25 protein-coding genes are annotated in these 26,969 nt (G+C 56.0%); 5 read left to right on the top strand and 20 right to left on the bottom strand.

The window, feature by feature from the left end; genetic code table 11:
• Nucleotides 1–246 precede the first annotated feature (246 nt).
• The 3 genes from AC236I_RS06425 (at nucleotide 247) to sseA (ending at nucleotide 3,645) form a co-directional block, all read left to right on the top strand.
• A complete protein-coding gene (locus AC236I_RS06425) occupies nucleotides 247–1,455 on the top strand; it encodes a hypothetical protein (RefSeq protein WP_015583708.1) in 1,209 nt (402 codons plus the stop codon).
• A 37-nt stretch (nucleotides 1,456–1,492) separates the two neighbouring features.
• Nucleotides 1,493–2,677 carry an amidohydrolase gene (locus AC236I_RS06420; RefSeq protein WP_004866358.1) on the top strand — a complete coding sequence of 395 codons (1,185 nt, stop codon included), beginning with the start codon at nucleotides 1,493–1,495 and terminating at the stop codon, nucleotides 2,675–2,677.
• Nucleotides 2,678–2,799: 122 nt separating this feature from the next.
• The gene (gene sseA / locus AC236I_RS06415; protein ID WP_004866360.1) at nucleotides 2,800–3,645 is read left to right on the top strand and encodes a 3-mercaptopyruvate sulfurtransferase; all 846 of its coding nucleotides are present in this window, start codon (nucleotides 2,800–2,802) and stop codon (nucleotides 3,643–3,645) included.
• A 34-nt stretch (nucleotides 3,646–3,679) separates the two neighbouring features.
• Here the strand turns inward: sseA and sseB are convergent, their stop codons facing one another.
• From sseB to trmJ, 11 genes are all read right to left on the bottom strand, one after another.
• The gene (gene sseB / locus AC236I_RS06410; protein WP_032718057.1) at nucleotides 3,680–4,456 is read right to left on the bottom strand and encodes an enhanced serine sensitivity protein SseB; all 777 of its coding nucleotides are present in this window, start codon (nucleotides 4,454–4,456) and stop codon (nucleotides 3,680–3,682) included.
• Nucleotides 4,457–4,549: 93 nt separating this feature from the next.
• On the bottom strand, nucleotides 4,550–5,836 hold the full coding sequence (pepB, locus tag AC236I_RS06405; protein WP_004866367.1) for an aminopeptidase PepB: 1,287 nt from the start codon (nucleotides 5,834–5,836) through the stop codon (nucleotides 4,550–4,552).
• A 197-nt stretch (nucleotides 5,837–6,033) separates the two neighbouring features.
• A complete protein-coding gene (gene iscX, locus AC236I_RS06400; protein WP_004866369.1) occupies nucleotides 6,034–6,234 on the bottom strand; it encodes a Fe-S cluster assembly protein IscX in 201 nt (66 codons plus the stop codon).
• Nucleotide 6,235: 1 nt separating this feature from the next.
• Nucleotides 6,236–6,571, bottom strand: coding sequence for an ISC system 2Fe-2S type ferredoxin (fdx, locus tag AC236I_RS06395; protein WP_004866372.1), 336 nt, complete (start codon nucleotides 6,569–6,571; stop codon nucleotides 6,236–6,238).
• Nucleotide 6,572: 1 nt separating this feature from the next.
• On the bottom strand, nucleotides 6,573–8,423 hold the full coding sequence (gene hscA, locus AC236I_RS06390; protein ID WP_004866374.1) for a Fe-S protein assembly chaperone HscA: 1,851 nt from the start codon (nucleotides 8,421–8,423) through the stop codon (nucleotides 6,573–6,575).
• Nucleotides 8,424–8,438: 15 nt separating this feature from the next.
• Nucleotides 8,439–8,954: a co-chaperone HscB gene (hscB, locus tag AC236I_RS06385; RefSeq protein ID WP_004866378.1), complete on the bottom strand. Its 516-nt coding sequence runs from the start codon at nucleotides 8,952–8,954 to the stop codon at nucleotides 8,439–8,441.
• 193 nt (nucleotides 8,955–9,147) lie between these two features.
• Nucleotides 9,148–9,471 carry an iron-sulfur cluster assembly protein IscA gene (gene iscA, locus AC236I_RS06380; protein ID WP_004866380.1) on the bottom strand — a complete coding sequence of 108 codons (324 nt, stop codon included), beginning with the start codon at nucleotides 9,469–9,471 and terminating at the stop codon, nucleotides 9,148–9,150.
• Nucleotides 9,472–9,486: 15 nt separating this feature from the next.
• Nucleotides 9,487–9,873 carry a Fe-S cluster assembly scaffold IscU gene (gene iscU / locus AC236I_RS06375; protein WP_004866383.1) on the bottom strand — a complete coding sequence of 129 codons (387 nt, stop codon included), beginning with the start codon at nucleotides 9,871–9,873 and terminating at the stop codon, nucleotides 9,487–9,489.
• 26 nt (nucleotides 9,874–9,899) lie between these two features.
• The gene (iscS, locus tag AC236I_RS06370) at nucleotides 9,900–11,114 is read right to left on the bottom strand and encodes a cysteine desulfurase (RefSeq protein ID WP_004866386.1); all 1,215 of its coding nucleotides are present in this window, start codon (nucleotides 11,112–11,114) and stop codon (nucleotides 9,900–9,902) included.
• 177 nt (nucleotides 11,115–11,291) lie between these two features.
• The gene (gene iscR, locus AC236I_RS06365) at nucleotides 11,292–11,783 is read right to left on the bottom strand and encodes a Fe-S cluster assembly transcriptional regulator IscR (protein WP_004866388.1); all 492 of its coding nucleotides are present in this window, start codon (nucleotides 11,781–11,783) and stop codon (nucleotides 11,292–11,294) included.
• A 235-nt stretch (nucleotides 11,784–12,018) separates the two neighbouring features.
• Complete coding sequence (trmJ, locus tag AC236I_RS06360; RefSeq protein WP_015583705.1) at nucleotides 12,019–12,753, bottom strand: tRNA (cytosine(32)/uridine(32)-2'-O)-methyltransferase TrmJ; 735 nt, start codon at nucleotides 12,751–12,753, stop codon at nucleotides 12,019–12,021.
• A gap of 120 nt (nucleotides 12,754–12,873) precedes the next feature.
• Here trmJ and suhB point away from each other — a divergent pair, with 120 nt between their 5' ends.
• Nucleotides 12,874–13,677 (top strand): inositol-1-monophosphatase, encoded by an 804-nt coding sequence (suhB, locus tag AC236I_RS06355; protein ID WP_004866394.1) that lies wholly within the window; start codon nucleotides 12,874–12,876, stop codon nucleotides 13,675–13,677.
• 40 nt (nucleotides 13,678–13,717) lie between these two features.
• On the opposite strand, the gene AC236I_RS06350 is transcribed toward suhB, so the two are convergent.
• Both AC236I_RS06350 and AC236I_RS06345 read right to left on the bottom strand, forming a co-directional pair.
• Nucleotides 13,718–14,698: a nickel/cobalt transporter gene (locus tag AC236I_RS06350; protein WP_004866396.1), complete on the bottom strand. Its 981-nt coding sequence runs from the start codon at nucleotides 14,696–14,698 to the stop codon at nucleotides 13,718–13,720.
• Nucleotides 14,689–15,327 carry a DUF1007 family protein gene (locus AC236I_RS06345; protein WP_015583704.1) on the bottom strand — a complete coding sequence of 213 codons (639 nt, stop codon included), beginning with the start codon at nucleotides 15,325–15,327 and terminating at the stop codon, nucleotides 14,689–14,691. Before AC236I_RS06345 ends, AC236I_RS06350 begins: the two co-directional genes overlap by 10 nt.
• Before the next feature lie 124 nt (nucleotides 15,328–15,451).
• On the opposite strand from AC236I_RS06345, the gene csiE reads away from it, so the two are divergent.
• On the top strand, nucleotides 15,452–16,729 hold the full coding sequence (gene csiE, locus AC236I_RS06340) for a stationary phase inducible protein CsiE (RefSeq protein ID WP_004866400.1): 1,278 nt from the start codon (nucleotides 15,452–15,454) through the stop codon (nucleotides 16,727–16,729).
• Here the strand turns inward: csiE and AC236I_RS06335 are convergent.
• From AC236I_RS06335 to AC236I_RS06305, 7 genes are all read right to left on the bottom strand, one after another.
• On the bottom strand, nucleotides 16,726–17,859 hold the full coding sequence (locus AC236I_RS06335) for a 3-phenylpropionate MFS transporter (RefSeq protein WP_048024185.1): 1,134 nt from the start codon (nucleotides 17,857–17,859) through the stop codon (nucleotides 16,726–16,728). The genes csiE and AC236I_RS06335 overlap by 4 nt on opposite strands.
• A 90-nt stretch (nucleotides 17,860–17,949) precedes the next feature.
• On the bottom strand, nucleotides 17,950–18,831 hold the full coding sequence (locus AC236I_RS06330) for an aldose 1-epimerase (RefSeq protein ID WP_004866404.1): 882 nt from the start codon (nucleotides 18,829–18,831) through the stop codon (nucleotides 17,950–17,952).
• A gap of 9 nt (nucleotides 18,832–18,840) precedes the next feature.
• A complete protein-coding gene (locus tag AC236I_RS06325; protein WP_004866406.1) occupies nucleotides 18,841–19,902 on the bottom strand; it encodes a zinc-dependent alcohol dehydrogenase family protein in 1,062 nt (353 codons plus the stop codon).
• Nucleotides 19,903–19,928: 26 nt separating this feature from the next.
• Entirely contained in the window at nucleotides 19,929–20,927 is a 999-nt protein-coding gene (locus AC236I_RS06320) for an ABC transporter permease (protein ID WP_004866408.1), read from the bottom strand.
• 27 nt (nucleotides 20,928–20,954) lie between these two features.
• Entirely contained in the window at nucleotides 20,955–22,469 is a 1,515-nt protein-coding gene (locus tag AC236I_RS06315; RefSeq protein WP_044347853.1) for a sugar ABC transporter ATP-binding protein, read from the bottom strand.
• 32 nt (nucleotides 22,470–22,501) lie between these two features.
• Nucleotides 22,502–23,485 carry a substrate-binding domain-containing protein gene (locus AC236I_RS06310; protein WP_015583700.1) on the bottom strand — a complete coding sequence of 328 codons (984 nt, stop codon included), beginning with the start codon at nucleotides 23,483–23,485 and terminating at the stop codon, nucleotides 22,502–22,504.
• 140 nt (nucleotides 23,486–23,625) lie between these two features.
• Nucleotides 23,626–26,910 (bottom strand): DUF5107 domain-containing protein, encoded by a 3,285-nt coding sequence (locus AC236I_RS06305; protein ID WP_487608715.1) that lies wholly within the window; start codon nucleotides 26,908–26,910, stop codon nucleotides 23,626–23,628.
• Nucleotides 26,911–26,969 lie beyond the last annotated feature (59 nt).

Raw genomic sequence — 26,969 nt, 5'->3', positions numbered from 1 at the left:
AACGCTATACCGCCATATTTCATGCCCTCTGATACTGCTGGCAGTCGTCAATTTTCATCTCCAGACGGAGAAATGACCTCATTGCCGAAGCCCGTTCAACCGCATGATTACCGGTATCTTTCAATATGCCCACGTTGGCTAAAAAAACGGATAGTCGTTCTGACCGCCCGCGCCGCTGATTCAATAACGGCACAACCGTCATTCGTTCCGTATTGATATATTAAATAAGTAATATGGGAATTATTTATGTCACAAATGAACGCGCTGTTAATTATTATTTTCATTCTTTATACAGGCGATGTTATCTCTACCCGCACCAAAGCCTGGATCCCTTCCGTCTTTGTCTGTGCGGTCCTGTTTCTGGGCGGATACTGGACGTTTTTTCCGCCTGATATTATTAGCCGGGCGGGGATCACGGCGCCCGTTGCCATCATGCTGATGTATCTGCTGATTACCAATATGGGTACCCTGCTGTCACTGCAGGAGCTCATGCGCCAGTGGAAAACGGTGATCATCGCGCTTGCCGGTATTGCCGGGATAACGGTAGCCGTCTTCGCGGTGAGCCTGTTGCTATTTGACCGCAACACCGCGCTGGTGACCATCCCGCCGCTGGTCGGTGGGATCGTGTCATCATTAATTATGTCGCAAGGTGCAAGCAACGCCGGGCTGGTCGATCTGTCCGTACTGGCGATTCTGATTTACGTGATGCAGGGATTCGCCGGCTATCCCCTCACCGCCATCATGCTGCAACGCGAAGGAAAATCGTGGCTCAGGCGCTACCGCAGTAACAAACAGCATCATGAAAACGCTGAAGAACAGCCCCTCCTCCCCTGCGGCGAAGAAATAATGCCGCGTTTGTTTAGCCGCCTCCCCGCAAGCTACAACAGTAGCTATTTTAAATTTCTGCGCCTGGCGATGGTCGGCTGTCTGGCCTGGTTTATCTCCGACCTGGCAAAACCCATCGTTAGCATCAGTCCGTTCGTGCTGTGTCTTTTTTTTGGCGTGGTCTTTACTTCCGTAGGGTTTCTCGAAAAACACACGCTACAAAAAGCGAACGGGTTCGGCTTTGCCGTCATGGCATTGATGCTGTTTATCTTTGATACCCTGAACAAAGCGACGCCGGAGATGCTGCTACGCCTGCTTTATCCGATGGCGGTGCTCATCGCCACGGCGGTTATCGGCATGTTTATGGTTTCCTGGCTCGTGGGGAAAGCGCTCGGCGTCAGCGGCGCCATGTCATTCGCCATCTCCCTGACCGCGCTGTACGGCTTCCCGGCGGATTACATCATCACCAACGAAGCCATTAACGCCCTTACCCAGGATGAAAAAGAACGCCAGATGCTGACTCAGCACATGCTGGGGCCAATGCTGGTTGGCGGGTTTATCTCCGTGACGATTGTTTCCGTCATTCTGGCCGGAATACTGGTGGGTTATCTGGCGCCGGTGATCGACTGAACCGTTTCATTTTCTACGAACCTATGGAGTCCGTTTTATGATTAACCCCGTTATTACCGCCATCATCGCCAGAGAAGAGCAGGCAACAATCGACTTTCGCCGCGATCTACACGCCCACCCGGAGCTGCCGTGGGAGGAGCGACGAACGACGGATCGCGTCGTGGCGGAACTGGAGAATATCGGCATCGCCTGTCGCCGTACCGTTCCGACCGGCGTCATTGCAGACATTACTGGCAGTAAACCGGGCAAAACGGTGGCACTGCGCGCCGATATGGATGCGCTGCCGGTGCATGAGCTCAACGATCGGCTCAGCTATAAATCGCTCACCGCCGGGAAAATGCACGCCTGCGGGCATGATTCCCATACCGCAATGCTGCTTACCGCCGCCCGCGCGCTGTATGAGGTTCGCGAGCAGATGGCCGGTAACGTACGGTTAATTTTTCAGCCCGCCGAGGAGATTGCCGAAGGCGCCAAAGCGATGATCGCCCAGGGGGCCCTGGATAATGTCGACAACATTTTTGGCATGCACATCTGGTCCGGCTCGCCTTCCGGCAAAATATCCTGCAACGTGGGGTCGTCATTTGCCTCCGCAGATTTACTCAAAGTCACCTTTCGCGGCCGCGGCGGTCACGGTTCCATGCCAGAGGCCTGCATCGATGCGGCGGTTGTCGCCTCCGCCTTCGTGATGAATTTACAGGCTATCGTGGCGCGTGAAACTTCGCCGCTGGACTCCGCCGTGGTCTCTATCGGTCGCATGGATGTCGGCACCCGGTTCAACGTGATTGCCGAAAATGCGCTCCTGGACGGTACAGTACGTTGCTTCAGCATCGAAACCCGTCGGCGCCTGGAGGCCGCAATCACGCGCTATGCGCAGCATACTGCGGCGATGTATGGCGCCAGCGTTGACGTCGACTACTGCTACGGCACGTTACCGGTGATTAACGAAGAACGCAGCGCATTGCTGGCGCAGTCCACGATCCGCGAAGCCTTCGGTGACGACGTGCTATTCAGCGAAAAACCCACGACCGGCGGGGAGGATTTCAGCTTCTATCTGCAAGATATTCCCGGTTGTTTTGCCCTGCTCGGCTCCGGTAATAAAGCGAAAGGGAGCGACTACGCCCACCATCACGGATGCTTCAATATCGATGAACAAGTGATGAAAACCGGCGCCGGGCTGTACGCTCAGTACGCCTGGCGCTATCTGCATCAAGACCGCTTCTGATCGCTTCTCCCCGGTGTACGCCGGGGACATATCACATTACGGTATGTATTACGTGAAAATGCCTTGTCGGTAAGGGCAAAAACATCAACAATCTACCTATTGTTGATGACACGGAGACAGCCATGTCCACTTCGTTTTTTGTCGCCGCTGACTGGTTAGCGGAACATATTGATGACCCGGAAATTCAGATTATCGATGCGCGAATGGCGCCGCCTGGGCAGGAAGATCGCGATTTGCACGCCGAATATCGCGCGGGTCATATTCCCAACGCCGTATTTTTCGATATTGAAGCGCTTTCCGATCGCACCAGCCCGCTGCCGCATATGATGCCGCGAGCGGAAGCCTTCGCCGTTGCGATGCGCGAGCTGGGGGTCAGCAGCGATAAACATCTGGTGGTTTACGATGAAGGCAATCTCTTCTCAGCCCCGCGCGCCTGGTGGATGCTGCGCACATTTGGCGTCGAAAACGTCTCGATTCTCGCCGGCGGCCTGGCCGGCTGGCAGCGCGATGAATTGCCTCTTGAGCAGGGAGTTCCCGATATTCCGGAAGGCGAATTTGACGGACGCTTCGATCCGGAAGTGATCAAACGGCTGACCGATGTACTGCTGGTTAGCCATGAGGGATCGGCGCAGATCGTCGATGCGCGTCCGGCCGGGCGTTTTAATGGCCTGGTGGATGAGCCTCGTCCAGGACTGCGTCGCGGTCATATTCCCGGCGCGCTCAACGTACCGTGGAGCGATCTGGTGATTAACGGCGAACTGAAAACCGTGGATGAACTGAATGAGATTTTCATTCGCCAGGGCGTGGATTTCGAGCGGCCGATTATTGCCAGCTGCGGCTCCGGCGTCACGGCGGCGGTTGTGGTGCTGGCGCTGACGACGCTGGGCGTCAACGGCGTCTGTCTCTATGACGGCTCGTGGAGCGAATGGGGCGCACGTAGCGACCTGCCGATCGAACCGGCGCAATAAGAGAACAGCAGCGGGGGCCGAAGCCCCCGCTGCTTTAGATAATGCGATTCTGTTTGAAATCGCGCAGGAAACTGCCCCAGCGCTTTTCATAAAATGGCGTGATATGGGCAATCATAAAATGGCTGATCCCCTTTTCACCTTCAACCACCTGACAAATATCAACCGGCTCATCGCCAGGTAACGTATCGGTCGCCACGCTGCCTGCCGCCTGGATCACCTCTTCGATATCGCCTTCGGCTTCAATCCCGATCAGCAGGTTTGCCGGCGCATCAGCGCTATCTTTAATTGAGCAAAGAAATGCCCGTCTGACGGTCTTCATCGTTTTAAACAGCGTCGTCAGCGAATCAATCATCTGCGCCGGTGGCTCGGCGACTTCAGACAACAGCAAAGACTCGCCGCCTTCAAGCACGGTTTGGGTGCTGAGCGGGCTGCCCTCTTCCCCCAGCAGATGGCGGATCTCATTGGGCATAAACTCTTTACCGGTTGCCAGCTTCGCATTGAGGAACAGCGTTTCGCCGAGCGTCATCGCAAACAGCGTCCGTGCCGGCATCACCACAAACGATTGTTCATCTTCCACCGCCTGCTGCAGCGCTTCCAGAGAAGAGAAAAACGGAATCACCGAAGCGCCATCATCTTTCTCCCAGTGCTGCAGATCGACGGCACTCTCTTCGACAATCGGCTCACCTTCCGCTGCCGCCCCCGGAACCCACACGGTGGATTCCAGCAGCGTACGGAAAAATGCCGGGCGGTGACCTGGCTCGGTCGCCGCCTTTTCCAGCAGAGTTTCTAATTCATTTTTAGTTTCGGACATATTTTCATTACTTTAAATTGCCCGGCGGCGCTGCGCTTGCACGGGCCTACGAATTTCCCCGGCCGGATAAGCGCAGCGCCACCGGCAAGAGCATTACTCTGCGGTTAACAGATGAGCAATCGTGCGCACGCCGAGGCCGGTGGCGCCGGCAGACCACTGCTCAACCGCCGCTTTGCGATAGGTCGCCGAGCAGTCGATGTGCAGCCAGCCCTGGTGATAATTTTCAACGAAATGCGACAGGAAACCGGCTGCAGTGCTGGCGCCAGCCGGATAGGCCGCGCTGCCGGTGTTGTTCAGCTCGGCGAAGTTAGACGGCAGCTGGCCGCGGTGGAACTCGGCCAGCGGCAGGCGCCAGAAGGCTTCGTTTTCCGCCTGCGCACTCGCCAACAGACGGTTAGCCAGCGAGTCATCAAAGCTGAACAGCGCGTGATAGTCATTACCGAGCGCGGTTTTCGCCGCCCCGGTCAGGGTCGCGGCATCGATGATCAGCTCAGGTTTCTGCGTCGAGGCATCAATCAGACCATCCGCCAGCACCAGACGACCTTCAGCGTCGGTGTTCATGATTTCCACAGTCTTGCCATTGCGATAGCGAATGATGTCGCCGAGTTTAAAGGCATTACCGCTGATCAGGTTGTCCGCACAGCACAGATACAGCTTCACGCGTTTGTTCAGGCCGCGGGTAATCGCGAACGCCAGCGCGCCGGTAACCGTTGCCGCGCCGCCCATATCGGACTTCATCGAATCCATAAACGCGCTTTGTTTGATGCTGTAGCCGCCGGAATCGAAGGTGATACCTTTCCCGACCAGGCAAGCGTACACCGGGGCCTCTTTATTGCCGGTTGGGTTGTAATCCAGCGCCAGCAGTACCGGCGGACGCTCGGAGCCGCGGCCAACGGTATGCAGGCCAAGATAGCCTTGCTCACGCAGGTCTTCACCTTTCGTGATGCGGTATGTCACGTTGTCGCAGGCGACGCTGCACAGCAGATCGACCGCGCGCTGAGCCAGCTGTTCCGGGCCAAGCTCTTCCGCCGGCGCGTTAATGGTATCCCGCACCCAGTCAATAATCGTCAGCCGATTGTCCAGCTCGCTTTTCTGCGCGTCGTCCAGCGCCGGCCATTCCACCTTGCGGCTGCCTTTCGGCCCTTTGTAACCGGCCCAGAATGCCCACGCGCGGTCGGTATCCCAGCCTTCACCGCTCAGCGCGACATGTTTGATCCCCATCCCGTCGACTTTACGCGCCGCGCGCTGAATCAAACCGAGGTCGTCTTTACCGTTCAGATGCAGGGTGATGCCGTCATTATTAATGCTGTAAGCCGCTTTTTCTCCCCAGCGCGCGTCGGCGGGTTGGGTCGTCAGCGTAATCTTCATGGCTTCGGTCATTTTATCTTTATCCTTATTTGGCAAAGGAGCCGCATTTGGCAAAAGGGCCGCCAAAAGGCAGCCCATATTATTTTTCCGATGTTTCACGCTGCAGGAGAAGGCGGTCAGCCGCTCATTCACCGGGCCCACAGATTACTGTGCGGCGGGAGTGAGCAAACACGACCCACGCATCTGCAGCGTGAAACATGTTGCGGAAATTATTCTGCTTCATCTAACCAGACTAGCAGAATCGCCTCCAGAATTTTTTCATTGGATGCGGTCGGATTGTCATCAAAATCTTCCAGCTCGCAAATCCACTGATGCATATCGGTGAAGCGAACGGTTTTCGGGTCGAGATCCGGGAAGGCGTCATACAGCGCTTCGCCAATTTCACGACTATCGGTCCATTTCAGTCCCATATTAATGCTCGCGTGCGTGGTTGATAGTATAACGCGGGATCTCGACGACCAGATCATCGTGGGTCACGCGCGCCTGGCAGCTCAGACGGCTGTCGGGCTCCAGCCCCCAGGCCTTATCCAGCATATCATCTTCATCTTCGGTACTTTCGGCCAGCGAGTCAAAACCTTCACGCACGATACAGTGGCAGGTGGTGCAGGCACAGGATTTTTCGCAAGCGTGTTCAATCTCAATGCCGCTACGCAGAGCAGCATCCAGAATGGTCTCACCGATCTCAGCTTCCACAACTACGCCATCCGGGCACAGGTCCTGATGGGGCAGAAAAACAATCTTTGGCATATTAAACCTCGTCCACGGATTGGCCTTTCAGCGCAGTACGGACCGACTGGTCCATGCGGCGTGCGGCAAATTCCTGGGTTTGTGTGTCTGTATTTTTAATCGCATCTTTAATAGCGTCGGCGTCATCGCCTGCGGCAACCGCACGCAGCTGCGCCGTTGCTTCATCGATAGCCTGACGTTCTGCGGCGCTTAGCAGCGCGGCATCGGCGGCCAGCGCACTTTCCAGGCTCTCAAGAACGCGTGCGGCTTCCACTTTTTGCTCGGCCAGCATACGCGCCTTGATATCCTGTTCGGCGTGACTCATCGAATCTTTAATCATGGTGGCGATTTCGCTGTCGGTCAGACCGTAGGAGGGCTTGACCTGAATGGAGGCTTCGACGCCGGTCGATTTCTCCATCGCGGTCACGCTCAGCAGGCCATCGGCGTCCACCTGGAAGGTGACGCGAATGTGCGCCCCGCCCGCCGGTAACGCCGGAATACCACGCAGCGCAAAACGCGCCAGCGAACGGCAGTCCTGCACCAGTTCGCGCTCGCCCTGCATAACGTGGATAGACATTGCCGTCTGACCATCTTTAAAGGTGGTGAACTCCTGCGCACGCGCCACCGGAATCGTGGTGTTGCGCGGAATCACTTTCTCCACCAGGCCACCCATCGTCTCCAGCCCTAAAGAGAGCGGAATAACGTCGAGCAACAGGAGTTCGCTGTCCGGTTTGTTGCCCACCAGGATATCAGCCTGAATCGCGGCGCCAATGGCCACCACTTTGTCTGGATCGATAGTGGTCAGCGGCGTGCGGCCAAAGAATTCACCGACGCGCTCACGCACCAGCGGCACGCGGGTTGAACCGCCAACCATGACCACTTCCAGCACCTCTTCCGCCGCCACGCCCGCATCTTTCAGCGCGCGACGGCAGGCTAACAGCGTACGTTTCACCAGCGGCGCAATCAGCTCGTTAAACTGCTCACGGGTAATATCGCCTTGCCAGCCGCCGACGTTGACGCTGACCGAATCGGCATCGCTGAGGGCGATTTTCGCCGCGATGGCCGCATCCAGAAGTTCGCGCTGCAGGCGATTGTCGCTACGATCGCTCAGCCCGGCCAGCTCACGGAGATAATCCGCCAGCAGATGGTCAAAGTCATCGCCGCCCAGCGCGGAATCCCCGCCGGTGGCCAGCACTTCAAATACGCCGCGGCTTAAGCGCAGCACCGAAATATCAAAGGTGCCGCCGCCGAGATCGTAAACCGCGATCACGCCTTCCTGACCGGAGTCCAGGCCGTAGGCAATGGCCGCGGCGGTCGGTTCGTTCAACAGGCGCAATACGTGCAGACCGGCCAGACGCGCGGCGTCTTTGGTGCCCTGACGCTGAGCATCGTCAAAATAGGCCGGGACGGTAATCACCACGCCGTCGAGTTCGCCGGACAGGGCTTCCGTTGCCCGGGCGGCCAGCGCCTTCAGGATGTCGGCGGAGACGCGAACCGGGTTGAGCAGACCGCCGGCGGTCTGAATCATCGGCAGACCATTTTCGCTGGCCTGCAGTTGGTAAGGCAGATGGGGGTAACGCGTCTGGATATCGGCCAGCGAGCGTCCCATCATCCGTTTCACGGAGCTGATGGTATTAACCGGGTCGAGGGCCGCATTGTGTCGGGCGTCGTAGCCGACGCTCAGGCCAGATTCATGGTAGTTAACCACGGAAGGCAGCAGGTAGCGTCCCTGATGGTCGGGCAGAGTTTCGGCCTGACCGCTACGCACGGTAGCGACCAGAGAATTGGTGGTGCCCAGGTCAATACCCGCCGCCAGACGACGCTGGTGCGGCGCGGCACTCAGACCAGGCTCACTAATTTGTAATAAGGCCATAATTGCTTCCGAAAATTAAAAATCGAGCAGCTTTTCTTCGAGTTGTTCTGCAACGCTCTGAAGTTTATCGAGAAAACGCAGTTTACGCACGGTATCCGCCGCCGCGTCCCACGTCTCGCTATTTAATTGTTCGACAACCTGCTGATGACGAACGTCGTACATCCCCTTCACGCGTTTGATAAATGCCGCCAGTCGTTCTTCATCCTGCGATTTTTCAATCTCATCCAGCTCTTCACGCAGCTCCAGCTGTTCCATCAGAAAAGCGGTATCGCGCACGGTGTGCTGCTCGCAGGCCAGGTCATAGCCGTGGAGTGAAAGGAGATATTCGGCGCGGGTCAGCGGATGACGGAGCGTTTGCCACGCCTGATTGATCGTGGCGGATTGCTGCACGGAGGCGAGCTGTTCGGCCGCGCTCGCGCTGGCGAACTTATCGGGATGATACTGGCGCTGCAAATCCTGGTACCGGACAGCCAGCTGTTCTTGCGAAAGGGTATAACTGACCGGTAACCCGAAGAGGGTGAAATAGTCCATAGTAACCTCAGGGTTAACGAGATAAAGCAAACCCCACTCACGATTCACCGCGGTGGGGTCCTCTACCCGTGCACATCGGGCCGCCTCTGCGTGGGCTGTAGTCGCTTACCCGCAGGACCGACTGCTGTCAGCCCCCGGGATTCACGCATTTACCGCCCTGATGCGGCCTGAAATACGTCGGATAGTGTCGGGATTATACGTTAAAGCTTTCGCCGCAACCGCACTCATCTTTAACATTCGGGTTTGTGAATTTAAACCCTTCGTTCAGGCCTTCTTTGACGAAGTCCAGCTGAGTGCCGTCGAGGAACTGCAGGCTTTTGCCGTCGATCACTACCTTGACGCCTTTATCTTCAAACACGGTGTCTTCTGCCGCCGGCTCGTCAACAAATTCCAGCACGTAGGCCATACCTGAGCAGCCCGAAGTGCGGACACCTAAGCGCAGACCGAAGCCTTTGCCACGGTTGGCCAGGAAGGAATTAACTCGCGACGCTGCGCTGTCGCTAAGAGTAATCGACATACAATAACCTCTTAATTATTTCGCTTCACGTTTGCTTTTATAATCCGCAATCGCGGCTTTAATCGCGTCTTCCGCCAGGATGGAGCAGTGAATTTTCACCGGCGGCAGTTCCAGCTCATCGGCGATATCGGTGTTCTTGATAGCCTGAGCTTCGTCCAGAGATTTCCCTTTCACCCATTCGGTAACCAGGGAGCTGGAGGCGATAGCAGAACCGCAACCATAGGTCTTGAAGCGCGCGTCTTCAATGATACCTTCATTGTTGACTTTAATCTGCAACTTCATCACGTCGCCGCACGCTGGTGCGCCAACCATGCCGCTGCCGACGCTGTCGTCGCTGTTGTCAAAAGAGCCGACGTTGCGCGGATTCTCGTAATGATCGATAACTTTTTCGCTGTATGCCATGATGAATTCTCCTTATACCCTACCGATTAATGATGTGACCATTCGATGCTGTTCAGATCCACGCCCTGTTTGAACATATCCCACAGCGGAGAAAGATCGCGCAGACGGCCGATGGATTTACGAACCAGATCAATGGTGTAGTCAATCTCTTCTTCGGTAGTGAATCGACCTAAAGAGAAACGGATAGAACTGTGTGCCAGTTCGTCAGTCATGCCCAGTGCACGAAGCACATAGGACGGCTCAAGGCTTGCGGAGGTGCAAGCAGAACCGGAGGAAACGGCCAGGTCTTTCAGCGCCATAATCAGCGACTCGCCTTCAACATAGTTGAAGCTGACGTTGAGAATGTTCGGCGCGCCCTGCTCGAGGTCGCCGTTAAGGTAAACCTCTTCCATATCTTTTACGCCGTCCCACAGACGGTTACGCAGACCGCGCAGACGCGCCATCTCGGTTTCCATCTCTTCTTTCGCGATACGGTAAGCTTCACCCATACCGACGATCTGGTGGACTGGCAGAGTACCGGAACGCATGCCGCGCTCGTGACCGCCGCCGTGCATCTGCGCTTCAATGCGGATACGCGGTTTGCGACGAACGTACAGTGCGCCAATACCTTTAGGACCATAAATTTTGTGACCGGAGAAGGACATCAGGTCAACTTTCAGCTGGCTCAGATCGATAGGCAGTTTGCCCACGCTCTGGGTGGCGTCAACGTGGTAAATGATGCCACGCGCGCGGCACAGTTCGCCGATGGTGGCGATATCCTGCACCACGCCGATTTCGTTGTTCACGTGCATGATGGAGACCAGGATGGTGTCGTCACGCATCGCGGCTTCCAGCTCTTTCAGATCGATAATCCCGTTGCTCTGCGGCGCCAGGTAGGTAACGTCGAAACCTTCACGCTCCAGCTGGCGACAGGTATCCAGAACCGCTTTATGCTCGGTTTTGCTGGTGATAATGTGCTTGCCTTTTTTCTGATAAAAGTTGGCTGCACCTTTAATCGCCAGGTTGTCTGATTCCGTTGCACCGGAGGTAAAGACGATTTCACGCGGATCGGCACCGACCAGTTCAGCAATCTGATTACGGGCGATATCAACCGCCTCTTCAGCCTGCCAACCGAAACGGTGTGAACGAGAGGCCGGGTTACCAAAGGTCCCGTCCAGGGTCAGGAACTGCATCATTTTCTCGGCAACACGCGGGTCCACCGGCGTTGTTGCGGAGTAATCGAGGTAAATCGGTAATTTCATTGCTCTTTAACTCCGTACATCACTCAATGCAAGGAACCAGGCAACCGGCTTGATGTACGACCGGGGACACGGGATGTCGCAACATCCCGGCCTGATTCTGAAATCTCTTTTTTATCGTTTTTACTCTGACTATTTCAGCCTGCCGCAGCGGTGCCGCAAGCTGAAACAAGACGAGTATTATGCACGCAGCTTGACGTCAATGGCGTCCTGAGTGCGGGTATTGCGCTGGGATTCATGGCTATGCTGACGACCTGAAACATCGAGGATTTCCTGGTTATTCACCAGTTCACCCAGGGTGATGTTGTTCAGGAAGCCGGTCAGACGTTCGCTCAGGTCGCGCCACAGCGCGTGGGTCAGGCATTTATCGCCGCCCTGGCAGCCGCCTTTACCCTGACAGCGGGTCGCGTCAACCGATTCGTCTACTGCGCTGATCACTTCGCCTACGGCGATGCTGCCAGCTTCTTTACCTAACAAATAACCGCCGCCTGGACCACGTACGCTGGATACCAGACCATTTTTACGCAGGCGGGAAAACAGCTGTTCCAGATAGGACAGCGAGATTCCCTGACGTTCAGAAATATCAGCCAACGGAACCGGGCCCGATTCAGAGTTGAGCGCAACGTCCAGCATCGCGGTCACAGCATAACGCCCTTTAGATGTCAGTCTCATGTCTTACTTAACCTCAAACTCGCCCCTGCCCGGGCTTTTTATTAATATGGGTATTGCATAGCAGGGCCAAGTCTGACATTCCCGAGTAATTTGGTCAACTATTTACTTGACTGTTTTAGTCAGGTATTTAACCATCCGTGCGGTCTGTATTTGCCCGGCGGCGCTACGCTTGTGCAGGCCTGTGACGATGCAGGCCGCGTAAGGCGGAGCCGCTCCCGTCAAGGGATGCAGGCGCTTACTTCTCTTTCTTTAACTGATCGATAGAGGCCAGCATACCGCGCAGGATATTCAGCTCCTGGCTTTCCGGGCGGGCGCGGGTGAACAGACGACGCAGTTTGTTCATCACCTGCCCTGGATGGCTGGCGCGAATAAAACCGGTGGCGAGCAGGGTTTGCTCGAGGTGGCCATAGAAACGTTCTAAATCGTCAACCAGCGGATACGGCGTCTCTTCGTGCGCCGCTGCCGGTTCGTCCTGTTCCTGGGTGGCCAGCCAGGCCATGCGGACTTCGTAGGCGATAACCTGCACCGCCATTGCCAGGTTCAACGAACTGTATTCCGGGTTTGCGGCAATCGCGACGTGATAATGACATTTCTGCAGTTCATCGTTGGTCAGCCCAACGCGTTCGCGGCCAAAGACCAGCGCGACCGGTGCATGCTGCCCTTCCGCCACGCTCTTCAAACCGCACTCGCGCGGGTCAAGCATCGGCCACGGCAGAGTGCGTGAACGGGCACTGGTCCCCACCACCAGGCTGCAGCCGGCCAGGGCTTCATCCAGGGTATCAACGATCTGCGCATTGCCAATCACGTCACTGGCGCCAGCGGCCAGCGCGATAGCCTGAGAATCAGGTTTAACCAGCGGATTAACCAGCCACAGGTTGGTTAACCCCATGGTTTTCATTGCCCGGGCGACGGAACCCATGTTTCCAGTATGTGATGTTTCTACCAGTACAATTCGAATATTTTGTAGCATTATGGTTCTTCGGCTAAAGATTATTCACGCATGCTATCATAAAACGGAGACATAGGCAGATTTCACTGTTACTATGTGCGCCGTTTTTTCCCGTTCTTTAACATCCAGTGAGAGAGACCGATGCATCCGATGCTGAACATCGCCGTGCGCGCAGCGCGCAAGGCGGGTAATTTAATTGCCAAGCACTACGAAACCCCAGACTCCGTAGAAACGAGCCAGAAAGGCAGCAATGATTTTGTGACCAACGTCGATAAAGCAGCCGAAGCGCTGATTATTGAAACCATTCGCAAATCTTACCCGCAGCACACCATTATCACCGAAGAAAGCGGTGAACACGCAGGTGAAGATCAGGATGTTCAATGGGTTATCGATCCACTGGATGGCACCACCAACTTCGTCAAACGTCTGCCACACTTCTCCGTTTCCATCGCCGTACGCATCAAAGGCCGTACAGAAGTCGCGGTGGTTTACGATCCAATGCGTAACGAACTGTTCACGGCTACCCGTGGTCAGGGCGCACAGCTGAACGGCTACCGTCTGCGCGGCAGCAACGCTCGCGACCTGGATGGCACGATTCTGGCGACCGGCTTCCCGTTCAAAGCAAAACAGCACGCGACGGCGTACATGAATATTCTCGGTAAGCTGTTTACCGAGTGTGCTGATTTCCGCCGCACCGGTTCTGCTGCTCTGGATCTGGCTTACGTGGCCGCAGGCCGCGTTGACGGTTATTTTGAAATCGCGCTGAAACCCTGGGATTTTGCGGCAGGTGAGCTGATCGCTCGTGAAGCAGGCGCGCTGGTTTGCGATTTCACCGGCGGCCACAACTACATGCACACCGGCAACATCGTTGCCGGTAACCCGCGTGTCGTTAAAGCTATGCTGGCGAATATGCGTGACGAACTGAGTGAAGCGCTGAAGCGCTAATCATTCTCCCCTCACCCCGTTCGCGGGGTGAGGGGATTCTTCAAAACGGTCGTAACCCCCCGCCAACAGGCGCCGCACTGCTCCACATCACCAGCGCCGCAACCAGTAAAATCACCCCGCCCGCCAATGCCAGCGTCGCCCAACCAACGTGTTGCCACAGCGGTGGCGTCTTATTGCCGCTGAGCTTAACGGCCAGCTGGCGGAAACCATGAACCAGCAGCGCCAGCCCGCTGATGGTCAACGAAGTGCCTGCCGCCATCGCCAGCGCCGCCGCCATTCCCCAGTTAAACACGCCAATCACTTTACTAAACAGCAGGACCATAATCGCCCCGGAACAGGGCCGCATCCCCATCGAAAGGATAATGACCAGCCGCGCGCGCCAGTCATCGCCGCTTTGGAGCTGTTCCGGCGCGGGCATATGCTGATGTCCGCATCCGCACTGAGCATGATGAACGTGGTGCGGCGTAAAGGCGATAAACGTCGGTCGTCGCAATACCGCGCGCAGCTTTTTCACCGCCCGCCAGCACAACAGCAGGCCCAGCGCCCCCACCAGCAGATAGCTGCCTTTCTCCAGCCAGAAGCTGCTGAGATGCAGCTGTCTGGCCGGCAGTTGCAGGAGAGTTAATACCACCACGACCAGCGCAATCGCCACAACGCCCTGCAGGAGCGAGGCCGCCAGGGTCAGCATAATACTGGATTTAAGTTTTGCCGGATGCGTGGCCAGCCAGGTGGTAATCACGATCTTGCCATGACCAGGCCCCAGGGCGTGCAGCACACCGTAGATAAAACTGAACGCCAGCAGCGATAATCCCGCCGCTGAGGGATTGTCCGCAACCGCTTTCAGCAGACGGCTGAGCTCAAGATTCAACGCCCGCTGCCAGACGGCGCTTTGCAGCAAGACCTGCGGCCAGGCCTGCCACAGCCAGATCCCCGCCGCTGTCGCCAGCAGCAAAAAAAGCGCCAGCGGCCACATCTGGCGCAGACGCGAAGTGCGTGCGGTGTGAGAGAAAATTACGGACATGTCAGCGTCACCTTCTGGGCAAAGTAGGTTCCCAGCGCCATATCTTCCGGCGGCGCGTCGGCTTTATCGAGAGACTGGGCAAAAGCCGCCATTTTTTCATTCGGTTCCGGCGTGACCACCTTGACCTTACATGTCGTGCGTAACGCGGCGGGCAAGGTGACATCGCTCGCTTTGTCATAGTGCATATCAACATAATAGGTCGGATCGAATGTCGACAATGTTAGCGTCTGTCCGGCCAGCGGCTGAGGTTTTGCCAGCGGCAGCGTAAACGTCAGCACCGCCTGGTGACCATCGCGTTCGAGGCCATAGCCATCAGGTCGATTATCAAACTTCACCCGCTGGCCGTTGTGCCATAGCTCGCTGAAGTAATGCTGGCCGAGCACATTGGCCATCACCTCTGCCGCCAGTTTTTTCCACACCTCATCCCCTGGCTTTGCGTTCCCCGCATCGTAGAGCAAGTCTGCCGAAGTGATTTCATCCATCGTCCAGCGCATGTTAAAACCGGTGAGCAGCCCGTTGTCCGCCACGACTTCCGTTTTCAGGCTAATGAAGCTATGCGGGTGCGCTAGCACACTAAATGATAAAACCATGAAAAATGCCGCACTGGTGCATTGTTTCACTCTCTTCATCCGATCCTCACGTGAAAAATTCTGTGAACTTAGCCAGCAATCCTGACGTAAAGGCGCCGAACTGCCCTGATCTCCATTCATCCATTAGCTATTCTTAGCAAAAACCCTAACTGGAACTCACCAGATGATGACCGTCATTGAACCACCATCTGCGCTTTCCAGTCCACAGCGCCGTAGTCAGGTACTGCTGATGTTTTATCTGCCCGGGCAGCCAGTGACGCCAGAACAGCTTAGCCACATCAACCAGGTTGATGAGTCAACGGCCCGGCAGGATATCGCAGAGACCGCACGCGAAATTCAGCGTTACCACCGACTGACGCTTTCGTCACAGGTGGACGGCAGCTACCGGATTGAAGGTGCTGTCATCGATCAACGACTGTGTCTGCTGCACGGCCTGCGGCGGGCATTACGTTTATGTCCGCATTTTATTGCCCACCATTTTACGCCGGCATTAAAAACGCAGCTTAAACTACAGGGCATTGCGCGGACGCTGTATGACGACACCAACCTGCAGGCGCTGGTCAACCGCTGCTCGCGGATGCTCAACCGGCAGTTTGACTGTCGCGATGTTCATTTCCTGCGTCTGTATCTGCAATATTGCCTGCTGCAGCATCATCTTGGACTGACCCCGGATTTTACCCATGAGCAGCAGCGCTGGACGCAACAAGCGGCGGAGTTCGCTCTCGCCCAGGAGATCGTTCGCCACTGGCAACGCCGGGTCGCCAGCACGCCGCACGCGGGCGAACAGCTGTTCCTGACGCTGCTCTTTATGTTGTTGAAAACGCCCGATCCCATCCGCGACGGCCATCACCAGGACCGGCGGTTACACCTGGCAATCGATCGCTTAATTCATCGCTTCCAGGATCTGGCGGGTCGGCCGTTCAGCGATGACCAGGGACTGAGCGATCAGCTTTATATTCATCTGTCGCAGGCGCTCAATCGCAGCGTGTTCGCCATCGGTATTGATAACGCCCTGCCGGAAGAGATTAGTCGTCTCTACCCGCGGCTGATGCGCACGACCCAGGCCGCGCTACGCGAGTTTGAAGCGACCTACGAGATTACGTTTAATCAGGAAGAGGTGGGGCTGATTGCGGTGATTTTCGGCGCATGGCTGATGCAAAAAAGCGACCTGCATGAAAAGCAGGTCGTGCTGCTTACCCACGATAATCCCGTTCTTGAACAGGCGCTGGAACTCCAGCTGCGCGAACTGACGCTGCTGCCGCTGAATATCAAATATCAAAGCGTGCAGGCTTTTGAGAAGGAAGGCGCCCCCAAAGGCGTGGCGCTGGTCGTCACACCGTACGCCACCGCATTACCGCTGTTCTCACCGCCGCTGTTTCACACTGAAGAGATGTTCAGCGATCACCAGCGGCAGCATATTTGCAAAATGCTGGAGGATTAGGCAACCGCCTTCGGCCGCAGCACCACCGCCGGGAGGGCCACCAGCGCCATCACCCAGAATACGCCCTGATGCAGGTGCTGATAGAGGAAGCCGGCGAAAACCGTCATCACCGCAATACTGCCGCCCATCGCCACGGCAGAATAGACCGCCTGCAAGCGTATCACTTCGCTGCCCTGGCGCGCGGAGATATAGCGCATCGCCGCCAGGTGGCACACCGTAAAGGTGCCGCAGTGCAAAATCTGGGTGACGATCAGCCACGGAAGAGCCGTGGTTGCGCCCATCAGCGTCCAGCGAATCAGACCGCACACGGCCGAAAGCAGCAGCAGCTCCCGGGCGCTGAAGCGACTGAATACTTTTTTACTCAGTGCAAAGATAACCACTTCCGCCACCACGCCCAATGACCATAAATAGCCCACGGCAGAGGCAGAGTAACCGGCTTCCTGCCAGTAAATCGCGCTGAAGCCGTAGTAGGCGGCGTGCGCGCCCTGGAGCAGACAGACGCAGGCGAGAAAGCGCCAGCTTTGCCGTATCAGCGACAGCCAGGCCGCCACTCCCGCCCCTTCCTGATGACGAGACTCCCCTTGCGGCATCACCGAGGGTTTCAGCAGCATCCCCAGCAGCATAGAGGCAACGCCGAGGCTGAGCAGCAGCAGAATCGCCCGATAGTCAAACAGGCTGACCAGTTTACCGGTAAGCGCCGAGCCGATAACAAACGCCACTGACCCCCACAGACGCACGCGCCCGTAGTCCATGGTTATCTGTTTTTGCCAGGTGTTGGCCAGCGCATCGGTCAACGGCACCAGCGGAGAGAAAAAGAGGTTGAACCCCACGATCACCACCGCCAGCCAGGCAACGTGGTTTCCGGCCCAAAAGGCCAGGGCAAACAACAGCACCAGTAGCGCGAGGATACGCAGAGCGGAAATCAGCCGCGCGGGATCGCTGACCCGCGGCGCGATGAGCAGGCTCCCCAGGAAACGAGCCACCAGCCCCGCGCCCAACAGCATACCGATGGTTTCCGGCGTTAAACCGGTTCCCGCCAGCCAGACGCTCCAGAATGGCAGAAAAATGCCGTAGCTGAAAAAATAGGTGAAGTAACTAAGCGCCAACCAGCGCGTGGAGTGCAAGACCATGATTCCCTCCCGAATGGAGTCGATAGTCTGGCGATAAAGCATGAATGCCGCAAGGTGAAGTTGACCTGCCCGCTTCCGGGCAGGTCGGGCTTAAAGCGGACGAACATTCAGCACCATTTTTTGCCGCAGGCTTTCACCGCGTGCCAGCACGGTTAGCTGGCCAAATCCCGGACGATGATGATCGTCAGGCGCGTGGCTCATCGGCTCAAAACAGAAGAAATCAAATTTATAGCCTTGATCAAACGCCGGATCGGACACAAAAACAAAATAGCATGGCGCCGGCGGTTCGGTGGTCATAGAGAGCTGGTACCCCAGTTCCGGTTGCCGGATCGTCGCGATGCCATCCCAGCCGGAGAACCCATTATTCACCCAGTGCCCGGGGAGTGGCGCAGACTGATTGAAATCCAGTTCCTGCGGCAAACTCTCCTGATACTCCCCGGTAAGCCACTGTTCTTTCTCCAGCCAGTAGCCCGTGGCCCGCGCCTGCACCCGCGTTTCCTGTGACAGCGGTAGATAGGGATGCCAGCCCAGGCCAAACGGCAGCGCGTCGCCATCATTCGTCACACGCAGTTCCATCTCCACGCCGCTTTCGCTTAGGGTAAAGCGCTGCTGCGCGGTGTAATGATAGAGCCCCTGGCGATGAACATACTCTAGCGTGAGGTGCGTGGGAGATTGATCCATACAGCGCCAGCTATTCAACCAGCCATCGCCGTGAAGATAGTGGCTATCCCACTCGACGTTTGGCGCCAGCCGATGCTCCCCAGCCGGCGAAGAAAACTGATTGCCACTCACCCGGTTGCCAAACGGCACCAGTGGAAAGCAAGAGGACTCCACCGCCACCCCGCTATTCAGCCCAGGGCGTAGCAGCGGGAACGTTTTCCCCTGATGCTGCCACCATAACCCCTCGATCGCGCCGCCGCGCTCCGCAACCTGCAGCCTTACCCGATCGTTATCCAGTGTAAAAAGCGTCATCATGGCTCCTTAATCGGGGAAATTAATCACCACTTTGCCGCATTTACCGCTGGCCATCAGCGCGTAGGCTTCCCCCGCCTGGGCAAGCGAAAAACGATGGGTAATCGCGCTATGCGGCCACAGTTTCCAGTCGGTCAGATCGCGGGCGCACTTCTCCATATGGAACAAACTGGTCACCCAGGAGCCAATAATACGCCGCTGGTGGTGCATCAGATCGGCGCTCACCTCGAACTCAACCTTCCCGGTTTCACCGATGTACACCACTCTTCCCCAATCCGCCGTAGACTGCAACGCCAGCAAACGCCCTGCGGCATTACCAGAACAATCCAGCGCCACATCCGCGCCGCCGTGCGTCAATTCGGCAATCCGCGCCGGGAGGTTCTCCGTTGTCGCCAGGAAGCCGTTATCCATCACCCCCAGCTGTTTCGCCGTCGCCAGACGCTCCGGCAACATATCGACGCCAATCACGCGTTTTGCACCGCGTCCTTTCGCCAGCATCATCGCCATCATGCCAACGGGCCCTAACCCGACAACCAGAACGTTGTCACTGCCGGAAACCTCGCCGCGCAAAATGCCTTCATAGGCGGTTCCTACCCCGCAGCTAATAAACGCGCCATCTTCATAGCTCAGTGCGTCCGGCAGATGAATAAGGTCTTTTTCCTCCGCCAGTAAATATTCTGCATGGCCGCCATCGCGCTGCCAGCCATAGGCCGCTTTGCCCTCTCCGGTGCAGGAGATAGGAAAACCACGGCGGCAGTTGGAGCAAAAACCACAGCCGGAAATATGGTAAACCAGCACTCGGTCCCCTGCTTTAAAGTGTCGGCATCCGGCCCCGGTCTCTATAATTTGCCCACAAGGTTCATGGCCATTAATAAAGCCTTGATACAACGGCTTATCCGGCGCGGCGGCGGTACCACGATGCTGATGATAAATATAATGGACATCGCTGCCGCATATTCCTGAGGACTTCATTTTAATCAACACCTGGTTAATCCCCGGCGTTGGTACGGGAACTTCGCGTAGCTCTACGCTTGAGTTGCCCGGTAAAAAAGCAGCCAACATTGTTTTCATAATTCCCTCTAACAAATTGATGAATATTAATGTTTATGTTTACTGTTGCGCTGGGTCAGTAATATATTTGCCAGAACAGCAACCACGATAATTAATCCGCGAACGACCTGCTGGAAGAATGAGTTAATACCCAGAAGCACCAGTCCATTGCCAATAAGGGTAATCACCAGCACACCTAATAAGGTGCCAAATAGCGAACCGCGGCCGCCGGACAGTGCGGTACCACCGACCACCACCGCGGCGATAACATCAAACTCGAGGCCGTTGGCAGCCCCCGCATTGCCCGAACCAAGACGCGCCGCCAGCAGAATACCGGTAATCGCCGCCAGCAATCCTGAAAGCGTAAAAATCAAAATACGCACCCGCTTAACGTTAATCCCGCAGAGCTGCGCCGCCGTTGCGTTGCCCCCGGTGGCAAACACGGAACGGCCAAAGGCGGTTTTGCGGCTGATAAACACAAAGATGACGAACAGAATCAGCATAATTAATGCCGAAACGGGTATGCCAAAGAGCTGCCCGCCGAGCCAGTCCAGCACCTCATTTTCATCGATGGGAACCGGTAGGGCGTTGGTCATGAAGAGCCCCATGCCACGCAATGCACTCCATAAACCTAAGGTTGCGACAAAGCTCGGCACGTTGAATACGCCTCGCAACACGCCAGCGAGAGTCCCCAACGCAGCACCGAGGATTAACACCAGCAGGCAGGCAAGACTAAGCGGAACCTGAAACTGCAGCAGAAAGGCGAGGCAGACCGAGATAAACGCCACCATCGGACCGACGCTGACATCAATCTCGCCGGAGATAATAATCAGCGTCATCGCCCATGCGGCAATACCAATCGTTGCCGCATCGCGCAGCACGTTCATTTGATTGTTTAAAGAAATAAATCCCGGCGCGTTAAATGAAAACACCAGATATAAAATAGCGATCACTACCAGCAGGCCAATTTCATTAATATGACGGCTGATAAACTGCTTGGGTGTGGCACTTTTGCCTTGCGGCAGCGTTAATGATGAGGCAGACATCTGTTAATTCCTCAATAAACGTAATGGCTAATGCGTGGATAAAATTGCCGACATTAATTCATCGACATTTACGGGGGCTAAAAGCTCACGGGTAAATTCACCGTTTTGCAGCAGCAAAATACGATCGCAGACCAAGGGCAGTTCCTCTATTTCACTGGAAATGAATACAACGCTTTTTCCTTCAGCGGCGAGTTCCCTCACAATTCGATAAATCTGCTGCTTGGCTTCGATATCAACCCCGCGCGTAGGCTCATCAAGAAGTAAAATGTCACTTTCGGCATAAACCCAGCGGCCAATCACCACTTTTTGCTGGTTCCCCCCCGATAGCGTCCCGATAGCAGTCTCTGTATTTGCCGCCTTGACCGTCATTCGGTGCATGACCGCGGCAGTTAACTGCTGAATCCGCTGCCAGTTCAGGACGCCACGGCGGCTAACTTTGTGCCGGTTGGTCATCACCGTATTTTCATCCACGCCCAGCAGCGGAATGATGCCCGCTTCCTTACGGTTTTCCGGGGTATAGCCCACGCCACTCTTGAGCATCGAGGTATACCGTGGACGCGAAATGCGCACACCATTGAGCGTGATCTCCCCCTCAGCAAACGTTTCTAAGCCGATGATGGCCTTAAGTAGTTCACTACGACCCGATCCCAGCAGCCCGGCAATACCCAGCACTTCGCCACGGTGCAGGGTAAAATTAATCTGCTGAAGCTTAGGGGGATGGCGTAGCCGGGCCACCTGGAGTACCGGGGTTGTCAGGGCGATTTCAGATTTCACCCGCGGTAGATCGATGTGCTCCCTTCCTAACATCAGCGACACGATTTCCTGGGTTGTCGTCCTCTCCAGAGTGACATCACCTGCCACCTGGCCATCGCGCATAATGGTGGCGCAAGAGGCGATACGGCGTATCTCCTCCATTCGATGACTGACATAAATCACGGCAACGCCCAGAGCTGACATTTTCTTTACCGCGTTGATCACCAGTTCGACCTCCGCATTCGCCAGGGAACTGGTCGGCTCATCAAGAATCACCACCTGAGGTTGACCTTTCATCACACGGGCGATTTCTACCAGCTGCTTTTGTGCCGGACTAAGCGTGTCGACCAGCGCATCTGGCGGGACATCAACCCCAAGAGAGGCAAGAGCCTCTGTGGCCTGGCGGGCCATGGCGTTTTTGTCGATCGTGCCATTGCGACGCGGCCACTGACCAAGACAGAGGTTCTCCGCCACCGTTAGCCCCTCGACCAGGCTTAACTCCTGGTATACGGCTCTGACGCCCAGCTCCGCAGCCCGGCGGGTTAGCGTTGCATCGTTCCCTTCAAGACGGGTCCCGGCCAGCCAAACCTCGCCGCTATCGGGACTTTCGCTTCCGGTCAGCATGCGAATTAAGGTGGACTTACCCGCGCCATTTTTCCCCAGTAGTGCCCGAACTTCGCCTTTTGACAGGGTAAAATCAACGTTATCCAGGGCGACGACGCCGGGATAGCGCTTATTTCCCCTCAGGATCTGCGCCACCGGCACCGCCGTTTTTTCTGTTGCCGTCATCGAGTCTTTACCTCAGTTATTCGACAGGGGAATTAAGGCAAGCCATCGACATGCGTAGCCAGCCACTGCTTACCGTCTTCAGATTTGGTATAGGTATCGATAGCAACAGGGATAATTTTATTGGCTGGCGGAGTTTTATTAATCACATTCAGGGTTTGCGCGAAAACGGCGTTACCCATTTTCTTGCCGGAAATATCCACCACCGCTTTTAGTACCTGATAGCTGTTTAACTCCTGGGCTATTTCCGTGGTCATATCGGAGCCAAATACGGCGATTTTCCCGACCTTATTTTGGTTGCGGACCGCTTTTACCGCCCCCAGCGTTGCCCCTCCAGACTCTCCCATAATGGCGTCCAGATCAGGCGAGGAGATAATCAGTTTCTCACCAACTGAAATAGCCTTATCCAGAACGGTTCCCTCCTGATTCGCAACAATCTGCATATCCGGAACTCGCGCCTTCAGCGCGGCTTCAAAACCTTTGCGCCGCTGTACGCATACTTCAAATGCTTCACAGTTGATGACCGCAATTTTCGGTGCGCTAATATTGTTGGCAATAAAATAGTCTGCCGCCGCCTCGCCAAGCTTTTTACCGAACTCAAGTGGGTCGCCAACCAGGTAGGCAGAGACATATTTGTCGACACCTTTCTCATTAATACAGGTGTTGTAGCAAATCACCGGAATACCGGCTTCATTAGCCCGACGCACCGCGCGGCTACTGCCATTTTCTGAAACGGCGGAAAGAATGATGGCATCCACGTTACGCGCGACCAGCGTATCGATAAATGAACTCTCTTTAGAAATATCGCCTTGCGCGTTGGTTTCAATCAGCTGAATTTTCGCATCGGTGCTTTTGGCTGCATCCTGAACCCCTTGCCGTACCCCGGCGTAATAGCCCTGGGTATCAAGGTAGATAGCACCAACGGTGATATCCTTTGTCGCGCTATAGACGGGGAGTGAAATACTCAACGACGTTAACAGTAAACATAAAAAACATGAGACTGCCTTACTTTTAGACATACGTGCCTCCTGTAGGGTCAGGCATTTATTGTTGTTTGGATTCTGCGGCATTCGGGCCTGCCGCAGAACGATTTCACATATTCTAAACATCTCGAGAGGCGCGGCGGGTCAGACCGCTCAAAAATTACAGTAAACGCTCTTTAGTTAATGAGGTGCAGTACAAACGGCAGCGTTTTACGGAATAATGCCGCCTTCGCCCAGGCCGGGTTTAGCGCTTCCAGCGCCGACAGCGCCTGTTCATGCCTCGAACCGCCGCCTAATCCCGCGGTCGCCAGAACTCGCACCAGCAAACACTTCTCCTGATGCTGTTTTTGGATATCGGCATATAGCGCCAGCAGGTCAGGCTGCGACACCGCGAAGAAGTCGGCCTCTATCTGTGCCGTTTCCATATGCTCAGCCCACTGCAACATTTCAGTGAAAAGACGCTCGCTGCTCAGACGATCGCCGAGCATCCGCAAAGCCACGCCTTGCCAGAAGAGATAGTCCACCGGCTGATCGTTGTAGTAGCTATGAATATTGATCGTCCGATCGCCTGACGCCGCCTTGCGGAAACACTCAAGCGCGCGTTCCTCCATGCCCTGCTGCCTGGCGCAAATCCCCAGCCAGAACCAGATATCGTTATCCGTCTGTCCCGGGAGACGCCCTTCGCTGAGGTTTTCCGGATAGCGCAGCGCCGATAGCAGCAGCGTTTCCGCCTGCTGCGGCTGCGGCTGCGGCTGGAGATACGGCCAGGCACGTAATAACTGGTTGATAACAAACTGGCTGGTCACCTTGCCTTCGCCGCCTTCCCAGGGGTGGAATTTACGCGAAGCAAGCACATTTGCCGCCTGCTCAACGTTGCCCGCCAGGTGCCACAGATGGAGCAGCTCCGCCGTTAAATCATCGCGTTTCAAGGCGGTTGCGAGATTGGCCTCCAGGCGGGCAAGGCGTTTTTCCGGCTCAACGGCGGTCAGCTTATCCAGCAGGTCGCGCTCAAAAAGCAGACGCGCATCCTGCGGCTGCCGGGCGCAGGCTTTCTCCAGATACGCTGCCGCCAGGTGGGCATCACTCTGTTTATTCCATGCATGAATCGCCAGCCCTCGCCAGGCATCGGCAAAATCAGGAGCCATTTCAACGCAACGATGCCATAGCTGCGTCGCTTTCTCATAATGACGCCGGCTATAGTGGAAACAGGCGAGCAGATGCTGAGCAAAATAGCACTCGGGTATCTTCTCCAGCGCAGCCACTTCCACCAGCAGATTGGGGAAACGCACGAAGTCAGGAAACGCCTCGCGAGCGCGGTTGATCAGCGCGATACGCTCGTTACCTTCAGCCAGACTGGCCTGTAAATAGAGCGGCAGCGTTTTTTGACAGTTCAGCGCCGTCAGTACGGCTTTCGCCCGCGCCGCCATTCCCCAGCTCAACAACAGCCCGGCCGTCAGCAGTGCGTTAATATCCCGCGACTGGCATACGGCGAACCAGCGCGCCGTATCCGCTTCAGCCTCTGATATTGTTGCGTTGAGCCACCACAGGGTGGGATTCAGCGGATAGTCGCCCAGCAGCTTTTCAATCTGCTGTAAGGCCTGACTGCGACGGCCGGTGAGATGCAGCAACAGGGTTTCCAGCGACAGGACATCCTGGTTGGTGGGACACGCCAGCAGGCTCTGCCGGCAAAATGCCAGCGCATCATCGTAGCGCTCGCTGCGCGTCGCCAGTCGGGCAAGTCCGTAATATCCCCCGGCCTTGCTATTGCCGCTCCACACCGCACGCCAAAAATCCTCCTGCGCATCATGCCACTGCTGTAGACGCTCTCTCGCACTGGCACGAATCAAACTTGCCTGCCCACACTGCGGATTTTTGTTTAACCGATGCGCGCGCGACAATGCCCGGCTCGCATACTCGATGGTTTGCGAGTAATCCGCGCGGTTGTATTCCAGCATCGCCAGCGCCAGATTGCAGCGGTAGTCCTGCGGGTCCAGCTCAATTCCCCGCAGGTAATAATCAAACGGTGAGCGACTGGCGTGGTGATACTGCTCCAGATGCTGGCCGATAAACCACGCCTCATCCACGCTGCTTATGGCTCCGGCGTGTAAGGGCGTAACCGCCACTTCCGGCAGCGGCAACTCCTGCGGCTGATGCTCCTGATAGCGCAAAACGCACCTGCCATGACTGTCCAGCAGCTCCATCGTCAGACGAGATGGGTCAATACCGGCTAACGTTCCCTGAACGGCAGCGCATGGCGTCAGCTCAATCACTTCATCAAGCAGCGGCTGCGGGTTGCCCTCTTCGCGAACCGTAAGCCGGTGGGCGACCAGAGGCGAAATAGCATATACGCCCCATATAATGTTGCCCTCTTCGCGTTGCAGTTTGATCACCGCATCGCGCGAAGCGTTCTGTACCATGCCCAGCGAATGGTAAGGCAGGAAGTATTGTTCAAAGCGCTTTTCTTCAAACGGATCGAGCCAGGTAAAATCCGGTTGGTTATCGGCAAAAATGCCGGTCATTAGCTCGATGTAAGGCCCATTCTCATCCGTCAGATTTTTGTCCCACGCCTGACCAAACTCGCTGTAACCCCAGCTCCACTGTTTTTTCCCTGGCGCAATGTGATGATCCGCGACGTGCAGCAGCCCACCATCTTCATCGTGGCACCAGGCGCCGACGAAATCGTACTCTGACTTTTCCGCCATATAGGAGGTCGGTACCGGGACATTTTTATAGCGCGAGATGTCGACGCCGGCCGAATAGTCCACCTTGTAATAGGTGCCGGTAGCAATCGGAAACGCGGAAACCGCGCGCTTGCCGTGATCAAATACCGCCGTCACATCCGGCGGGAATACGCTTTGATGTCCATCGCCCCCCTTAACCGCAGGGTTCGCCCACCACAAGAAATGGCGCGGGGTGGCGTTACCGTTGTAAACCCGGCTACCAATCTCTAATGCCGCGCGCTGCGGACGCAGAGTAAACCCGGTCATCACCTGCAACCCATGCATCGGCTCCGTCTCGCCAACCCAAACGGTTTTTGAGCCATCGTCATTTTCGCTAATCGTAAAATCAACCGGCATATAGGTGGTGGGACGGTGGTGCTGCGGCCAGTTAAACTCAATTCCTCCGGAAATCCACGGGCCAAGCAGGCCAACCAGCGCGGGCTTGATGACATCATTGTGATAAACGAAATCACGCTGTCTGACCTTATCCCACGCGCGATGCACGCGGCCTCCCAGCTCGGGCAGGATCATAATTTTGATGTAATCATTTTCCAGCCACACCGCCTGCCAGGCCTTTAGCGTTTTTTCCTCACTCAGCGTATCCGTCACACCATAGGGATACACCGCCCCGGAAGACCCCTGATAAACCCGATTTTCCAGGAACATGGGGTGAATATCCTGCGCCCCCGTTTCATAGGTTGGAATATGTACCGTTTCCTGCCAAACATTTACTGAACTCATAATGCCCTCAAAGTTAACAAGACATACTGAAGTGAAATAATGAGAGCAGTTTAATAGAC

It is taken from the genome of Klebsiella sp. Sb-30 (assembly GCF_057652795.1).
This window is presented reverse-complemented; position numbering and strand designations above follow the sequence as displayed.

Excerpts from the sequence above, each read along its gene's own strand:
- AC236I_RS06425 (WP_015583708.1), top strand. The coding sequence starts at position 247 with ATGTCACAAATGAACGCGCTGTTAATTATTATTTTCATTCTTTATACA.
- AC236I_RS06420 (WP_004866358.1), top strand. The coding sequence starts at position 1,493 with ATGATTAACCCCGTTATTACCGCCATCATCGCCAGAGAAGAGCAGGCA.
- sseA (WP_004866360.1), top strand. The coding sequence starts at position 2,800 with ATGTCCACTTCGTTTTTTGTCGCCGCTGACTGGTTAGCGGAACATATT.
- sseB (WP_032718057.1), bottom strand. The coding sequence starts at position 4,456 with ATGTCCGAAACTAAAAATGAATTAGAAACTCTGCTGGAAAAGGCGGCG.
- pepB (WP_004866367.1), bottom strand. The coding sequence starts at position 5,836 with ATGACCGAAGCCATGAAGATTACGCTGACGACCCAACCCGCCGACGCG.
- iscX (WP_004866369.1), bottom strand. The coding sequence starts at position 6,234 with ATGGGACTGAAATGGACCGATAGTCGTGAAATTGGCGAAGCGCTGTAT.
- fdx (WP_004866372.1), bottom strand. The coding sequence starts at position 6,571 with ATGCCAAAGATTGTTTTTCTGCCCCATCAGGACCTGTGCCCGGATGGC.
- hscA (WP_004866374.1), bottom strand. The coding sequence starts at position 8,423 with ATGGCCTTATTACAAATTAGTGAGCCTGGTCTGAGTGCCGCGCCGCAC.
- hscB (WP_004866378.1), bottom strand. The coding sequence starts at position 8,954 with ATGGACTATTTCACCCTCTTCGGGTTACCGGTCAGTTATACCCTTTCG.
- iscA (WP_004866380.1), bottom strand. The coding sequence starts at position 9,471 with ATGTCGATTACTCTTAGCGACAGCGCAGCGTCGCGAGTTAATTCCTTC.
- iscU (WP_004866383.1), bottom strand. The coding sequence starts at position 9,873 with ATGGCATACAGCGAAAAAGTTATCGATCATTACGAGAATCCGCGCAAC.
- iscS (WP_004866386.1), bottom strand. The coding sequence starts at position 11,114 with ATGAAATTACCGATTTACCTCGATTACTCCGCAACAACGCCGGTGGAC.
- iscR (WP_004866388.1), bottom strand. The coding sequence starts at position 11,783 with ATGAGACTGACATCTAAAGGGCGTTATGCTGTGACCGCGATGCTGGAC.
- trmJ (WP_015583705.1), bottom strand. The coding sequence starts at position 12,753 with ATGCTACAAAATATTCGAATTGTACTGGTAGAAACATCACATACTGGA.
- suhB (WP_004866394.1), top strand. The coding sequence starts at position 12,874 with ATGCATCCGATGCTGAACATCGCCGTGCGCGCAGCGCGCAAGGCGGGT.
- AC236I_RS06350 (WP_004866396.1), bottom strand. The coding sequence starts at position 14,698 with ATGTCCGTAATTTTCTCTCACACCGCACGCACTTCGCGTCTGCGCCAG.
- AC236I_RS06345 (WP_015583704.1), bottom strand. The coding sequence starts at position 15,327 with ATGAAGAGAGTGAAACAATGCACCAGTGCGGCATTTTTCATGGTTTTA.
- csiE (WP_004866400.1), top strand. The coding sequence starts at position 15,452 with ATGATGACCGTCATTGAACCACCATCTGCGCTTTCCAGTCCACAGCGC.
- AC236I_RS06335 (WP_048024185.1), bottom strand. The coding sequence starts at position 17,859 with ATGGTCTTGCACTCCACGCGCTGGTTGGCGCTTAGTTACTTCACCTAT.
- AC236I_RS06330 (WP_004866404.1), bottom strand. The coding sequence starts at position 18,831 with ATGACGCTTTTTACACTGGATAACGATCGGGTAAGGCTGCAGGTTGCG.
- AC236I_RS06325 (WP_004866406.1), bottom strand. The coding sequence starts at position 19,902 with ATGAAAACAATGTTGGCTGCTTTTTTACCGGGCAACTCAAGCGTAGAG.
- AC236I_RS06320 (WP_004866408.1), bottom strand. The coding sequence starts at position 20,927 with ATGTCTGCCTCATCATTAACGCTGCCGCAAGGCAAAAGTGCCACACCC.
- AC236I_RS06315 (WP_044347853.1), bottom strand. The coding sequence starts at position 22,469 with ATGACGGCAACAGAAAAAACGGCGGTGCCGGTGGCGCAGATCCTGAGG.
- AC236I_RS06310 (WP_015583700.1), bottom strand. The coding sequence starts at position 23,485 with ATGTCTAAAAGTAAGGCAGTCTCATGTTTTTTATGTTTACTGTTAACG.
- AC236I_RS06305 (WP_487608715.1), bottom strand. The coding sequence starts at position 26,910 with ATGAGTTCAGTAAATGTTTGGCAGGAAACGGTACATATTCCAACCTAT.